Here is a 14,750-nt window from a genome sequence, read left to right as displayed (position 1 = left end):
ATGCCGCCGCGCCGGACAGACTCCGGCCCGGTGGCGAAACAAGGAGTTGCAATGAAAGCATTGCTCGATCTCTTTAAGCAGGTTCAGCAGGAAGAGCAGTTCGACGCGATCAAGATCGGCCTGGCATCGCCGGAGAAGATCCGTTCGTGGTCGTACGGCGAAGTGAAGAAGCCCGAGACGATCAACTACCGTACGTTCAAGCCGGAACGCGACGGTCTGTTCTGCGCCAAGATCTTCGGGCCGATCAAGGACTACGAGTGCCTGTGCGGCAAGTACAAGCGCCTGAAGCACCGTGGCGTGATCTGCGAGAAGTGCGGCGTGGAAGTGACGCTGGCCAAGGTGCGCCGCGAGCGCATGGGCCACATCGAACTGGCCGCCCCGACCGCGCACATCTGGTTCCTGAAGTCGCTGCCGTCGCGTCTGGGCATGGTGCTCGACATGACGCTGCGCGACATCGAACGCGTGCTGTACTTCGAGGCATTCGTGGTGCTGGAACCGGGCATGACCCCGCTCAAGAAGAGCCAGATCATGTCCGAGGACGACTACATCGCCAAGTGCGACGAGTACGGCGAAGGCGAATTCGTGGCCATGATGGGTGCCGAGGGCATCCGTGAACTGCTGCGCGGCATCGACATCGAGAAGCAGATCGAACAGATCCGCGCCGAGCTGCAGGCCACCGGTTCCGAAGCCAAGATCAAGAAGTTCGCCAAGCGCCTGAAGGTGCTGGAGGCGTTCCAGCGTTCGGGCATCAAGCCCGAGTGGATGATCCTGGAAGTGCTGCCGGTGCTGCCGCCCGAACTGCGTCCGCTGGTTCCGCTTGATGGTGGCCGTTTCGCCACGTCGGACCTGAACGACCTGTATCGCCGCGTCATCAACCGTAACAACCGCCTGAAGCGCCTGCTGGAGCTGAAGGCCCCCGAGATCATCGTGCGCAACGAAAAGCGCATGCTGCAGGAGGCCGTCGACTCGCTGCTGGACAACGGCCGTCGCGGCAAGGCGATGACCGGCGCCAACAAGCGTCCGCTGAAGTCCCTGGCCGAAATGATCAAGGGCAAGGGCGGCCGCTTCCGTCAGAACCTGCTGGGCAAGCGCGTGGACTACTCGGGCCGTTCGGTCATCGTGGTGGGCCCGACGCTGAAGCTGCACCAGTGCGGCCTGCCGAAGCTGATGGCGCTGGAGCTGTTCAAGCCGTTCATCTTCCACAAGCTGGAAACGATGGGCATCGCCACCACGATCAAGGCGGCGAAGAAGGAAGTGGAAAGCCAGACGCCGGTGGTGTGGGACATCCTCGAAGAGGTGATCCGCGAGCACCCGGTGATGCTGAACCGCGCGCCGACGCTGCACCGCCTGGGCATCCAGGCGTTCGAGCCGGTGCTGATCGAAGGCAAGGCCATCCAGCTGCACCCGCTGGTCTGCGCGGCGTTCAACGCCGACTTCGACGGTGACCAGATGGCCGTCCACGTGCCGCTGTCGCTGGAAGCCCAGATGGAAGCCCGCACGCTGATGCTGGCGTCCAACAACGTGCTGTTCCCGGCCAACGGCGATCCGTCGATCGTGCCGTCGCAGGACGTGGTGCTGGGTCTGTACTACACGACCCGCGACAAGATCAACGGCAAGGGCGAGGGCATGACGTTCGCTGACATCAGCGAAGTCATCCGCGCCTACGAGAACAAGGAAGTCGAACTCGCGTCGCGCGTGAACGTGCGGATCACCGAGTACGAACTCGTGAACAAGGACGCCGACGGCGATGCCCGTTTCGCGCCCAAGATCACGCTGCAGGCCACCACGGTCGGCCGCGCGATCCTGTCCGAGATCCTGCCGAAGGGCCTGCCGTTCTCGGTGCTGAACAAGCCGCTGAAGAAGAAGGAAATCTCGCGCCTGATCAACACCGCATTCCGCAAGTGCGGCCTGCGCGAGACGGTGATCTTTGCCGACAAGCTGCTGCAGTCGGGCTTCCGCCTGGCCACGCGCGCCGGTATCTCGATCGCCATCGACGACATGCTGGTGCCGCCGCAGAAGGAGAAGATCATCTCCGACGCGGCTGCCAAGGTGAAGGAATACGACAAGCAGTACATGTCGGGTCTGGTGACGGACCAGGAGCGCTACAACAACGTCGTGGACATCTGGGGCGCCGCGGGCGACCAGGTGGGCAAGGCGATGATGGAGCAGCTCCAGCACGAGGACGTGGTCGATCGCACCGGTGCGACGGTCAAGCAGGAATCGTTCAACTCGATCTACATGATGGCGGACTCGGGTGCGCGCGGTAGCGCGGCCCAGATTCGTCAGCTTGCGGGTATGCGCGGCCTGATGGCCAAGCCGGACGGCTCGATCATCGAAACGCCGATTACGGCGAACTTCCGTGAAGGCCTGAACGTTCTGCAGTACTTCATCTCGACCCACGGTGCGCGTAAGGGCCTGGCCGATACGGCACTGAAGACCGCGAACTCGGGTTACCTGACCCGTCGTCTGGTCGACGTGACGCAGGATCTGGTCGTGGTGGAAGACGATTGCGGCACGACCAACGGCGTGGCCATGAAGGCGCTGGTCGAGGGCGGTGAAGTGATCGAAGCCCTGCGCGACCGTATCCTGGGCCGTGTGACCGTGGGCGACGTGGTGAACCCTGAAACCCAGGAAACCGCGATCGAAAGCGGCACGCTGCTGGACGAAGACCTGGTCGAGCTGATCGACAACATCGGCGTGGACGAGGTCAAGGTCCGCACGCCGCTGTCGTGCGACACGCGCTACGGCCTGTGCGCCAAGTGCTACGGCCGCGACCTGGGCCGCGGCGTGCTGGTGAACTCGGGCGAAGCGGTGGGTGTGATCGCCGCGCAGTCGATCGGCGAGCCGGGTACCCAGCTGACCATGCGTACGTTCCACATCGGTGGTGCGGCATCGCGTGCGGCAGTGGCGTCGAGCGTGGAAGCCAAGGCCACCGGTACGGTGCGCTTCACGGTGACCATGCGCTACGTGACCAACGCCAAGGGCGAACTGATCGTGATCTCGCGTTCCGGCGAGGCACTGATCACGGACGACCACGGCCGCGAGCGTGAACGCCACAAGATCCCGTACGGTGCCACGCTGCTGGTGCAGGACGGCCAGGCCATCAAGGCTGGCACGCAACTGGCCACGTGGGACGCGCTGACGCGCCCGATCGTTTCCGAGTACTCGGGCACGATCAAGTTCGAGAACGTGGAAGAAGGCGTGACCGTCGCCAAGCAGATGGACGAGGTCACCGGCCTGTCGACCCTCGTGGTGATCGACGCCAAGCGCCGCACGGCTGCCACCAAGGGCCTGCGCCCGCAGGTGAAGCTGCTCGACGCGAACAACCAGGAAGTCAAGATCCCGGGCACGGACCACTCCGTGACCATCGGCTTCCAGGTGGGCGCGCTGATTACCGTGAAGGACGGCCAGCAGGTGCACGTCGGTGAAGTCCTGGCGCGTATCCCGACCGAATCGCAGAAGACCCGCGACATTACCGGGGGTCTGCCGCGTGTGGCCGAGCTGTTCGAAGCCCGTTCGCCGAAGGACGCCGCCGTGCTGGCGGAGGTCACCGGTACGGTGTCGTTCGGCAAGGACACGAAGGGCAAGCAGCGCCTGGTCATCACGGACCTGGACGGCAACGCCCACGAGTTCCTGATCGCGAAGGAAAAGCAGGTGCTGGTGCACGATGGCCAGGTGGTGAACAAGGGCGAAATGATCGTGGAAGGTCCGGCGGACCCGCACGACATCCTGCGCCTGAAGGGCATCGAGGAACTGGCGCACTACATCGTGGACGAGGTGCAGGACGTGTACCGTCTGCAGGGCGTGAAGATCAACGACAAGCACATCGAAGTGATTGTTCGTCAGATGCTGCGCCGCGTGCAGATCCAGGAAGTGGGCGACACCAAGTTCATCCCGGGTGAACAGGTGGAGCGTTCGGAACTGCTCGACGAGAACGATCGCGTGATCGCCGAGGGCAAGCGTCCGGCCATCCACGAGAACCTGCTGCTGGGTATTACCAAGGCGTCGCTGTCGACCGACAGCTTCATCTCGGCGGCATCGTTCCAGGAAACCACGCGCGTGCTGACCGAAGCCGCGATCATGGGCAAGACCGACGACCTGCGTGGTCTGAAGGAAAACGTGATCGTGGGCCGCCTGATCCCGGCTGGTACCGGCCTGGCCTATCACCGTGCCCGCAAGGCACGCGAGGCCGCCGAGCGCGAACGCGCCCAGGCGATCAGCGACGAAGAGCAGTCGCTCTTCATCGAGCCGCCGGTGGTGCAAGCCACCGAAGGCGACGGCGACGCAGTCTGATCGCGTCCGATCCTACCGCGGTAGTCAAGAACCCGGCTCGAAAGAGCCGGGTTTTTTTCGTCCTGGGGGGCTTGCTGGCGCTGGCTCGGGGCGCCACCGTCCATCGCACAGGTCGAGTCCGCTGGGCGACACGACGCCTCAAAAGCTGTGGTTCAGATTGATCTGGAAAACACTGTCATGGCAGATCGGCGCAAAGGGGCTTTCACTGTTGCACGCGGCCTTGCGTGCCTGCAGGGCCAGGCGGATGGACTGCCCGAAGCGCCGGCTGAACTCCAGGCGATGGATCAGCACGCGGTTGGCGCGGTCGTGCAGGATGCCGTACAGAAGCTCCGCGTCGCCGGGCTCGTTGAACCGCAACCGCACGCCGCCGAACAGGGCGTTCTTGTAGAGCGCCAGCGGCGCGCTGTCGTCGCGGTCGTCCCGCAGGATCTCGAACAGCAGGGAGACATCCAGGCTCGGCTGCGTCACCGTGTACTCCCCGCCTGCGGTCCAGGACCAGAAAGGTCGTCCCTGTTCCCGTCGATGAATGGCCTCGCCTTTCCATAGCATGCTGCCCACGGGCACCTGGGCGGTCAGGCCAAGCTGACGGATGCGCCGGTAGTTCGCGGTCAAGTCCGCCGAGAAGTCCGGCTCGCGCGACAGGCCATCGAAAACATAGGCGCTCAAGTCGCCTGGGCCGACCGTACCAGACCAGTACGCCGCCACATCATGGGTGCGCAGCCAGGGCGACAGCCCATGCGGTGCGTTGTCCGTCGCCACGGGGCCTACGCGCAGGCGGCTGCCGGTGCCAAGCAGCGGCCGGGGACGGAACCAGGGCATCCAGTACGCGGCGAACCGGCCATACCGATCGGTGAAGCGCGTATAGGACAGCATCGGCTGGCCGAGCTTGGCCTGCAGATCGATATCCGCGCGCGTGTCCACCTGGTTGATGATGTTGGCCGGATGGCTGGACTCCATCACGCTCCAATCGACGGTCTCCATCCCGACTTGCCAGAGGTTGTCACCGTCCTCATAGCGCAACTGGGCTTCGCGCGCATCAACGTACCGCATCGCAGTGTCCGCCGTGTCGAGCCGCGCGTAGATCGTCAATCGCGCCGACAATTCGGGCACCGCCGGATGCGTGACGATCCAGCCGGGATTCAGGACCAGCGCACCCGAATGCCAGCGTTGGTCCGGCAGCGCGGGGCGACGGTTGAACAGCCGCGCTTCGATTCCGATGCTGCCCGACGTCTCGACGTCAGGCACGGCCTCGGTGCCACCGGATGCAAGACCGAAGCCGATGGCCGCGCACCACCGCGCAGCGATCCGCCGGCTAACGGACATACTCAAGCCGCTGCGGCAGGAAGTCCTGGCGGTTGATGCTCGATTCGCGGAACCTGTAGTTGCGCATGTTGATGCGCGTGGACTTGCCCGTCTGGTGATTCAGCATGGACATCCAGGCCGGCTTCAGCAGACGACCCTCGTAGCGCTCATATCCGCCAGTCTCCAGCGTCTTCTGCAGCGCGCCGCGCCGGTCATAGAACTCCGTCTTCAGCGTGACCCATCGCTCCTTGTCGATCCAGAGCAGTTGTCGGGTATAACCCGAGCCTTCGTAACGCGGCACGCGCTCCAGCTTGAAACTGGGCCGGTCGGCCACCGTTTCTTCGCCAACCAGCGTGTGGCTGAACTTGCGCGGCAACTGCGACGTCAGGTCCTCGAAGGAAAACTCGCTGCCAAGGAACGAGCCCGACCTGTTGTCGGACGCAATGCGCCGGGTCCGCTTCAGCGACGGCAGGTATAGCCATTGGTCGTCGGGTTTGTCGGCGTGCGAGAAGGTCAGGAAGGCGGTGTGCTTGATGTCCGCCGGCGCTTCGAAAACGATCAGGTGCTTGTCGCCATCGTCTGCGACCTCCAGCACCGCGCCTCGCATCCGCCGCACGCTCTCCCGGCCCTGCCGATCGCGCAGGATCATCTCCATGTCCATCCGGTAGCTGTCGAAGCCTCTTTCCCGCGCGTATGCTTCTGCCGCAATCGCTTCCCCGGGGTCCGGGGCACCGGCCGAGGTTTCACCGTGCACCGGCACCGCGGCGAGCACGAAAAGGAGTACGGCCAGCCTTGAAACGGTTCGCATCATGGCGTCAATGTTCCCTGTGTCATGGTTGATGGCAATGGCTTGTCGAGTTCGCGCGTGGCGCGGCGGTCCATCACGTAGAGCAGCGGCGGCAGCACCACCAGGTCGATCACGCCGGCAATGCCAATGGTCAGCAGCGACATGATTCCCAGGTTGGCATTGAGATCGAAGTGCGACAGCGTCAGGGCGCCGAATCCCAATACCAGCACGATCGTCGTCAGGACCAGCGCGACACCCGAACTGCCATACGCGTACTCGATTGCCGCGCGGGGCGGCAGCCCCTGCCGGGTCCGCGCCGCGTGATACTTGTAGATGCTGTGGATGGTGTCGTCGACGATGATCCCGTAGGCCAGGACGCTGACGATTGCAACCGACATCCCGACCTGCCCCACCGTGGCGCCCCAGACGCCAAAAGCCAGCAGCGAGGGCAGGACATTCGGCAGCAGGCTGGCGATGCCAAGGCGAACACTCTGCATGGCCACCGCAATAACCAGCGAGATCAACAGGATCTGCAGCACATACCCCTTCAGTGTCCCGGGGATGTTGGACTGGCCGATGCGCGCAAACATCATGGACGGGCCGGTGCCGTGCGTGGCCATCTTGTCAGGCAGGTTCGCGCGCATCCAGGCATGCGCGCGGCGATCGAACGCCACCAGCCCCGCGGAAGACATGTCGGCGAGCACCACGGTCAACCGGCTGGCGGATCGGTCGATCCGGATCTGATCGTTGAGGCTGAGCCCGGGTGGCAGCGACATCTCGAAGAGCAGCAGCATCTGCGCGCTCTGCACGTCGTCATCCGGTATGCGATAGGCCGCTGGCGAGTCGTTCTCAAGCGTGCGGTGAATCCGCTTCACGATGTCGGATAACGCGCTGACATGATGAACCTCGGGCTGCGACCGCAGCCACGCGGCAAGACGATCGACGTCCTGCAGATAGCTGGATGACGCAACCGACGTACCCGGCGGCGCCGGCAGGGAATAGTGGACCGCGTGCACGCCCGTCAGATGGGCGCTGATGAAGTCCGTATCGCGCCGAAACTCGACGGCGGGGCTGAAGTAATCGACGAAGTTGTCTTCGAGCTGGTTTTGCGCGGCGTAGATGCCGCCGAGGACTGCCAGCGCAGCCGCGCATCCAAAGATCGGGCGTCGCCGATCGACCATTGCCACGGCAAACCTGCCCAACGCTTGGCCCTGCCGCAGCAGACGGCCGTTGCCTTTCAGCGGCAGCAACGCCAGGCAGGCGGGCAGGAACGTCACCGAGAAGATGAAGATCGCCAGGGCCCCCGTACCCAGTATCACGCCAAACGTTGCAATCGGCGGCACGTCGGACAGGCACATGCTGAAGAAGCCGAGGGCGTCCGTGCCACACGCCATGGCAACGATCGGCAGGTTGATGGCCACCGATTCACGGACGGCGTCCTGCTGGCTCAGCCCGGCGGCCATGCGCCGCACGGCATAGACGATGACGTGCAGGCTGCACGCCACGGCGATCGTCGTCAGGATGGTCGGCGCCGACACCGACATGGCGGTGAGCCGGAGCCCTAACCATCCGGCCATTCCCAGCGACGCGACGATCGACAACGTCATGACCAGCAGCGCCGCCAGCACGCCCACCGCACTGCGCAAGGCGATGAACATTACCACCAGGATCAGCGCGTACATCAGCGGCGTCAGTGTCTCCAGGTCATTCTGCGCCTGCTCCTCGAACGCCGTATCGAGCAGGATGCCGCCGCTGGCCTTGATCTTGATGTCGGGATACTCGGCCCGATGCGCCTCTATCAGTCTGCGCAGCCCATGCACGGCTTCCGGCATGCTCGCTTCGGTGGGCGCCGGGAGCGCAAAACTGATGTTCACGCCCGACACGGCGCCGTCGTGCGAGACCAGCCGGCCCACCAGCGATGTCTCGCCCATCGCAATGGCGCGGATTCTCTCGATGCCGCTGGCGGTCTCGGCAAGCTCGGCCTGGTAGAGCGGACGAACCCGAAGCAGATCGGCGTCCGCCTCGGCGTGCTGATGATTGGTCAGGCTGTCCACGCGCCGCGCGTGCGGCAACGACCAGGCTTTCTCGGTGAACGCCGCCATGGCGCCCAGGGCGCGGGCCGAAAACACGGTGCCATCACCAGGCACGAACGCGACCAGGGCATCGTAATCGTCGGAATACGAGTGACGAAGGGATTGATGCGCGAGCAGCTGGGGGTCGTCGGGCCGAAAGAAGTCGCGGTAGTCGCTGCTGAAGCCCAGGCGATCCAGTCCAACGGCCGCAAGCGCGCAAAGGCAGATGGAGAGTGCCAGCACCAGCCTGCGCCGACGCATCAGCCAGCAGGCGTAGCGCTCCGCCCATCGGCTGCCGGGTACTGGGGTGTGCTCGCTGCTGAAACTGTAGTGGTCCTGCTGGCCGCTCATCGCTCCTCCCCCCACTGAAATTCCTCTGGGCAGATTGGAGCCGTTCGGCATGCGGGCAGCAAGCGAAGAATCCTTAAAGTGCACCTGATCTGGCGCAAACAGTGCTTCGAATCCGTACCCACGGGCGCGCGCTTTCCATCCCCTGTGGGCGTCGCTGTCCGCGCGCAGACTTGTGTAGTCGCCACCAGCAGAGCGTGGCGTTCCCCACAAAAGGTAAGCGATGCTAGGAAAAGTGCTAGGGACCGTTTTGGCGGCCGGCGTGTCGTCGGCCATATCGGCCATGCCCGCGGACGCCCTCAAGCGTGCGGACGCGCTGTACCAGGCCAACTGCGCGGTGTGCCATTCGGCCAGCCGGGGCGGCTATGTCGGGCCGGCCCTGCACAAGGACCGGCTGGTGCAGAGCGAAGCCGCGCTGCGCGGCACGATCATGACCGGCATTCCTGACACGCTGATGCCGCCGTTCCATTCGCGCATGGCGGACGAGGACATCCGGCTGGTCTCGCAGTACATCAAGACGCAGCCAGTGGGGCGCCCCGAATGGTCGATGCAGCAGATCCGCGACAGCCTGCAAGTGCTTGTCGATGAATCGACGCTGCCGTCGAAGCCCAGCTACCAGATTGGTTCGGTCTACGACCTGATGGTGGTGATGGCGCGCGGCCGCTACGGGCGCGGCACCGGCGGCGACAACGCGAAGACCGTGTTCCTGGACGGCGCCACGAACAAGGTGGTTGGCGAGATCGCCACGCCGGTTGCGCCGCACATCATGGAATTCAGCCCGGTGGAGGCGCGCTGGGCGTGGCTCAAGAGCGACGACGGGCATGTCTACAAGATCGACCTGTACACGCTCAAGGTGGTGCGCAAGGTCAAGACGGGGCTGACCGGGCCCGGCATCGCCGTGTCGAACGACGGCAAATGGCTGGCCGCGAGTTCGTTCGTGCCGAATCTCGTGGTGATCCTGAAGGCGGACACGCTGGAGCCCGTGAAGTACCTGCGCCTGGAGGGCAAGGACCCCGATGGCAAGTTCATCCAGTCGGCCGGCGGGCCGGTGGTCGGGAGCCGGATCAACAACAGGTTCGCGCTGACGTTGCGTCAGGCGGGACAGATCTGGATCGTCGACCCCGACCGCGAAGGCATGCCGGTGACGAAGCTCGAAAAGGTCGGCCGGATGCTGCACGACACGTTCCTGACGCCCGATGGCCGGTACTCGATGGTGGCGTCATACGGCGACAACAAGATCGTGGCCATCGACCTCAAGGAGAACAAGGTGGCGCGCGACATCCCGGCGGGCTGCCAGCCGCACGTGGGGTCCGGCGCGGTGACGCCGGTGGGCGGCCGGATGCTGGCGTTCGGCACCAATATCGGCCAGTGCGACAAGGGCGACGTCGTCACGGTGTGGGACACGGCCGACTTCTCGGTGGTGAAGAACATCGCCGTGGCAGGCCCGACGGAGTCGCCGGCGGCGCATCCCGACGCGCCGTACGTGGCTGTCGACATCGTCAGCAAGGACAAGAAGGCGTCGCAGATCCAGCTGATCGACAAGCAGACGCTGGAGGTGGCGCGCACGCTCGATGCGGGCGGCCATGCGTTCTTCCCGGAGTACACGCGCGACGGCAAGTACCTGTACGTCAGCGCTGGCTACTACGGCGACCGGCTGCGGATCTACGACAGCAAGACCCTGGCGCTGGTGGCCGAGCACAAGATGGAAAGCCCGGCCGGCATCTTCTCGCGCGCCCGTACCCAATGGATCTCGGTGGGTTTGCCGCCGACGCGCAAGCACTAAGGAGCCCGACCATGACACGTTCTCATTGGAAACTGCCGGTCGCGGTGCTGGCATGGCTTGGCGTGGCCGCGGCGGCCCAGGCGGCTGCGGGCGTTGAGGGGGGCAAGCCGGTGCGGAAGCCGGCCGACAAGCTGGCGGCCATCCTTCCGATGTGCGCCACCTGCCATGGTGTGGACGGCATCAGCAGCGTCGGCCTGTATCCGAACCTGGCCGGGCAGAAGCCCGAATACCTGGCCAAGCAGCTGCGCGACTTCAAGGCCGGCCGGCGCGACGATGCCGTGATGCGGCCGATGGCGGAGCCACTCGACGACGCCGCCATCGACGCCTTGTCCCGCCACTTCGGCGCGATGCGCGCCGCGCCGTAGCGATCAGGCGTCGAGGCCGGCCGGTGCGTCTGCATCGGCCGCCCGCTGCCGGCATGCGCCGACGGCCAGCTTGAGCCGGACCAGCGCCTGGCGGATCTGGTCCACGTTCTGCGACGCATAGCCGAGGAGCAGGATCCGCTGGGCCGCGGCCGGGATGAAGCCGCAGGCGGCCTCGTGCAGCGGATACAGCCGGATGCCGTGCGCCAGTGCGCGATCCGCGACGCTGGCGGCGGTCGGCCCATCGGACGGCAGATGGAGCGCGACGTGCATGCCCGTGTCCGCGCCGCTGATGACGCATCGGCCGTCCCAGATGTCATGCAGCCCGGCGAGCAGGGCGTCGCGCTGCTCGCGGTAGCGGCGGCGCAGGCGGTACAGATGCCGGCTGTAGTCGCCATATTCGATCAGCCGCGCCAGCACGGCCTGTTCGAGCCATGGGCAGCCGTGGTTGAGCAGCGCCTTGCGGCGCGCGATGGCGTCGGTCAGCCAGGGCGGGCAGGCCATGAAGCCGAGCCGCAGGCCCGGCCCGAGCACTTTCGAGAACGATCCGACGTAGACCACCCGGGAAGGATCCATCGCCATCAATGGCGGCGGCGGCGCGCCTTCGTAGGCGAAGTCGCCGTCGTAGTCGTCCTCGATGACGCAGGCGCCGGACTGGGCGGCCCAGCGCAGCAGGGCGCGGCGCCGGTCCATCGACATCGTGTAGCCCAGCGGGTACTGGTGCGAAGGCGTGGTGTAGACCAGCCGAACAGGCCCGGACGGCAGCGCATGGGCGCAGAGCCCGTCCGCATCGACCGGTACACCAATCGGCGTCGCGTGGGCAAGCTGGGGCAGGTTGCAGAAGCCGGCATAGCCCGGCGATTCGACCACGACGCGGTCGCCATGGTGGACCAGCTGCGCGGCAAGCAAGTGCAGGGCTTCCTGCACGCCGGAGACGATCAGGATCTGCGTCGGCTCGACGGCCAGCGCGCGCGTGGCGGCCAGGTAGTCGGCAATCTGCATGCGCAGACCCCAGAGGCCTTCCGCCGGCGGGTATTCGCTGATGGCCTGGCGCATCTGCCGCAGCAGCGGGTTCGACAGCATGGCCCAGCGGCGGGCCGGGAACGCATCGGGCGCTGGACGGCCAAGCTTGAAATCGTGGATCACCGGCAGGCGGGGCGGCGAGGTATGGACGCCGGGCGGGCACACCGCTGCGCGGGCGGGGGATTCCATGGGCGGCGGCGCGGCCATGGCCGGCATGGCCGATGGTGGCACCGGTGCCGGTGGCGCCGAGGCACGCGGTATGGCATCGGCCACATAGAAGCCCCGGCCCGGCTCGCCGCGCAGCAGCCCGGCATCGGTCAGGCCCTCGTAGGCACCGACCACGGTGTTGCGGGACACCCGCAGCGTGGCGACCAGGCACGTGATCGATGGCAGGCGGTCGCCGGTCTGCAGGCGCCCGGTCACGATCATGCGCTCGACCTGCCGCATGATCTGTCGCTTGTAGGGCTCCGGCCCCCCGCGCACGATCTCGATCGGAAGGGTGAAGGCATGGCGCTGCATGGTGTCTTGTGGTGGGAACCTGAGTCGCCATCGTAGGACGGTGGCGCCACGCCCTGCTTGTGCTGGCGCAAGACAGCCGGCCGCATTTGGCATCCACGCGACATCGCCACGGCCGCACCGGACCTGCGCGCCGCGTGCGGTGGTATGGTTACGCCTTTCCCGCTTTCCGTATCCGGCTGTCCCATGTCGCGCGCCCTGGCGATTCTCAAAGAAGTCTTCGGCTATCACGCCTTCCGCGGCAGGCAGGCCGAGATCATCGACCACGTGGCCGATGGCGGGGACTGCCTGGTCCTGATGCCCACCGGTGGCGGCAAATCGCTCTGCTACCAGATTCCCGCGCTGCTGCGCCAGCAGGCCGGCCATGGTGTCGGCATCGTCGTTTCGCCATTGATCGCGCTGATGCAGGACCAGGTGGCGGCGCTGACCGAAGCGGGCGTGCGCGCCGCGGTGCTGAACTCGACGCTGAGCAGCAGCGAGGCGTCGGCCGTTGAGCGCGACCTGCTGGCCGGCCGGATCGAGGTGCTGTACGTGGCGCCCGAACGGCTGATGACGCCGCGCTTCCTGGATCTGCTGGACCGCACGCGCGTGGGGCTGTTCGCCATCGACGAGGCGCACTGCGTGTCGCAATGGGGGCACGACTTCCGGCCCGAGTACATCCAGCTTTCGGTGCTTCACGAGCGGTTCCCGAACGTGCCGCGCATCGCGCTCACGGCCACCGCGGACTCGCTGACGCGCAACGAAATCATCGAGCGGCTGGCGCTGGACGATGCGCGCGTCTTCATCTCCAGCTTCGACCGGCCGAACATCCGCTACCGCATCGTCGAGAAAGACAACGCCCGGCAGCAACTGCTGGCCTTCATCAAGGCCGAGCACATGAACGGCGACGGCGGGCACGACAGCGGCATCGTCTACTGCCTGTCGCGCAAGAAGGTGGAGGAAACCGCGCAGTGGCTGGCCGGCCACGGCATCAACGCGCTGGCCTACCACGCCGGCATGGACGCCCAGGTGCGGCAGCACCATCAGGCCCGGTTCCGTGAGGAGGAGGGCATCGTCATGGTGGCGACGATTGCGTTCGGCATGGGCATCGACAAGCCGGATGTGCGCTTTGTGGCACACCTGGACTTGCCGAAGAGCATGGAAGGCTATTACCAGGAAACTGGCCGCGCCGGCCGCGACGGGCTGCCGGCCAACGCGTGGATGGCCTATGGCCTGGGCGACGTCGTGCAGCAGAAGCGCATGATCGACGAATCCGAGGCGGACGACGCCCACAAGCGGGTGTCGTCCGCCAAGCTCGACGCGCTGCTGGGTTTGTGCGAGACGGCCGGCTGCCGGCGGGTGCGGATCCTGGCCTACTTCGACGAGTCGGCCGGGCCGTGCGGCAACTGCGACACCTGCCTGGAGCCGCCGTCCACTTGGGATGGCACCCGCGAGGCGCAGATGGCACTGTCCTGCGTCTACCGCACGGCGCAGACCAGTCGCGTCCATTTCGGCGCCACGCACCTGATCGACGTGCTGCGCGGCAACTCGACCGAGAAGATCCGCCAATGGAGCCACGACAAGGTGTCGACCTTTGGCATCGGCAAGGACCTGTCCGTATCGGAATGGCACGCGATCTTCCGCCAGCTCATCGCCCACGGGCTGCTGGTGATCGATCACGGCGGCCATGGCGCGCTGCTGCTGGGCGAGCCGGCCCGGGCGGTGCTCAAGGGTGAGCAATCGATCACACTGCGGCGCCAGGTCAGCAAACCGGCCAAGTCCGGAGAGCGGGCAGGGCGCGGCGGCACGCGCACCGACCACACCGCCACGATGGACGCCGACACGCTGGCCAACTGGGAGGCGCTGCGGCGCTGGCGGACGGCCACGGCCAAGTCGCATGGCGTGCCGGCCTACGTGATCTTCCACGATGCCACGCTCGCCGAGCTGGCGCGCAGCGCGCCGGAGTCGCTGGACGACCTGGCGGAGGTGCCCGGCATCGGGGCGTCGAAGCTGGAGCGGTACGGCGACGAAATCCTCGAAGCGCTGCGGGCGGTGTGAGGCCAGACTGGACGCGGCCCGTATACGTGTACGCCGCGTATACCCCTTGACCGTTGCAAACCACGCTGCTAGAGTGCCAGATTCGAGTTTTTGGCTTCGGATTTCGCTCGTCCGTCGGGTTTGTGGCGCTTCAGGTGCCCGGCAGGCAGGACGGCAGCGGGATCCCGGCAAGCTCGCGCTCTTTGGCAAGTCTGTCACTTCACAGCCCTTCCTACAGAGCGTCCTGC

8 protein-coding genes are annotated in these 14,750 nt (G+C 65.9%); 4 read left to right on the top strand and 4 right to left on the bottom strand.

The window, feature by feature from the left end; all coding sequences use genetic code 11:
• Window positions 1-51 precede the first annotated feature (51 nt).
• Window positions 52-4,293: a DNA-directed RNA polymerase subunit beta' gene (gene rpoC, locus EPAKOI_RS15190; RefSeq protein WP_124683020.1), complete on the top strand. Its 4,242-nt coding sequence runs from the start codon at window positions 52-54 to the stop codon at window positions 4,291-4,293.
• A 138-nt stretch (window positions 4,294-4,431) separates the two neighbouring features.
• Here rpoC and EPAKOI_RS15185 read toward each other — a convergent pair whose 3' ends face one another.
• From EPAKOI_RS15185 to EPAKOI_RS15175, 3 genes are read right to left on the bottom strand one after another with little or no spacing between them, the layout of a single operon-like run.
• Window positions 4,432-5,622 carry a hypothetical protein gene (locus EPAKOI_RS15185; protein WP_423192535.1) on the bottom strand — a complete coding sequence of 397 codons (1,191 nt, stop codon included), beginning with the start codon at window positions 5,620-5,622 and terminating at the stop codon, window positions 4,432-4,434.
• The gene (locus EPAKOI_RS15180) at window positions 5,606-6,406 is read right to left on the bottom strand and encodes an outer membrane lipoprotein-sorting protein (RefSeq protein WP_423192534.1); all 801 of its coding nucleotides are present in this window, start codon (window positions 6,404-6,406) and stop codon (window positions 5,606-5,608) included. Before EPAKOI_RS15180 ends, EPAKOI_RS15185 begins: the two co-directional genes overlap by 17 nt.
• Window positions 6,403-8,805 (bottom strand): efflux RND transporter permease subunit, encoded by a 2,403-nt coding sequence (locus EPAKOI_RS15175; protein WP_423192533.1) that lies wholly within the window; start codon window positions 8,803-8,805, stop codon window positions 6,403-6,405. The genes EPAKOI_RS15180 and EPAKOI_RS15175 overlap by 4 nt, the downstream gene beginning before the upstream one ends.
• 280 nt (window positions 8,806-9,085) lie before the next feature.
• Between EPAKOI_RS15175 and EPAKOI_RS15170 the strand changes: the two genes are divergently transcribed.
• Together EPAKOI_RS15170 and EPAKOI_RS15165 are read left to right on the top strand one after the other, a co-directional pair.
• On the top strand, window positions 9,086-10,585 hold the full coding sequence (locus EPAKOI_RS15170) for a cytochrome D1 domain-containing protein (protein WP_423192532.1): 1,500 nt from the start codon (window positions 9,086-9,088) through the stop codon (window positions 10,583-10,585).
• 11 nt (window positions 10,586-10,596) lie between these two features.
• Window positions 10,597-10,950 (top strand): c-type cytochrome, encoded by a 354-nt coding sequence (locus tag EPAKOI_RS15165; RefSeq protein ID WP_423192531.1) that lies wholly within the window; start codon window positions 10,597-10,599, stop codon window positions 10,948-10,950.
• A gap of 3 nt (window positions 10,951-10,953) precedes the next feature.
• Here the strand turns inward: EPAKOI_RS15165 and EPAKOI_RS15160 are convergent, their stop codons facing one another.
• The gene (locus tag EPAKOI_RS15160; RefSeq protein WP_423192530.1) at window positions 10,954-12,489 is read right to left on the bottom strand and encodes a PLP-dependent aminotransferase family protein; all 1,536 of its coding nucleotides are present in this window, start codon (window positions 12,487-12,489) and stop codon (window positions 10,954-10,956) included.
• 183 nt (window positions 12,490-12,672) lie between these two features.
• Here EPAKOI_RS15160 and recQ point away from each other — a divergent pair, with 183 nt between their 5' ends.
• Window positions 12,673-14,523, top strand: a complete 1,851-nt coding sequence (gene recQ, locus EPAKOI_RS15155; RefSeq protein WP_423192529.1) for a DNA helicase RecQ — start codon at window positions 12,673-12,675, stop codon at window positions 14,521-14,523.
• Window positions 14,524-14,750 lie beyond the last annotated feature (227 nt).

Source organism: Cupriavidus sp. H18C2, assembly GCF_049393795.1.
Classification (GTDB): domain Bacteria; phylum Pseudomonadota; class Gammaproteobacteria; order Burkholderiales; family Burkholderiaceae; genus Cupriavidus; species Cupriavidus pauculus_C.
The sequence above is the reverse complement of the archived record's forward strand: the minus strand, read 5'-3'. Positions and strand labels throughout refer to the sequence as shown.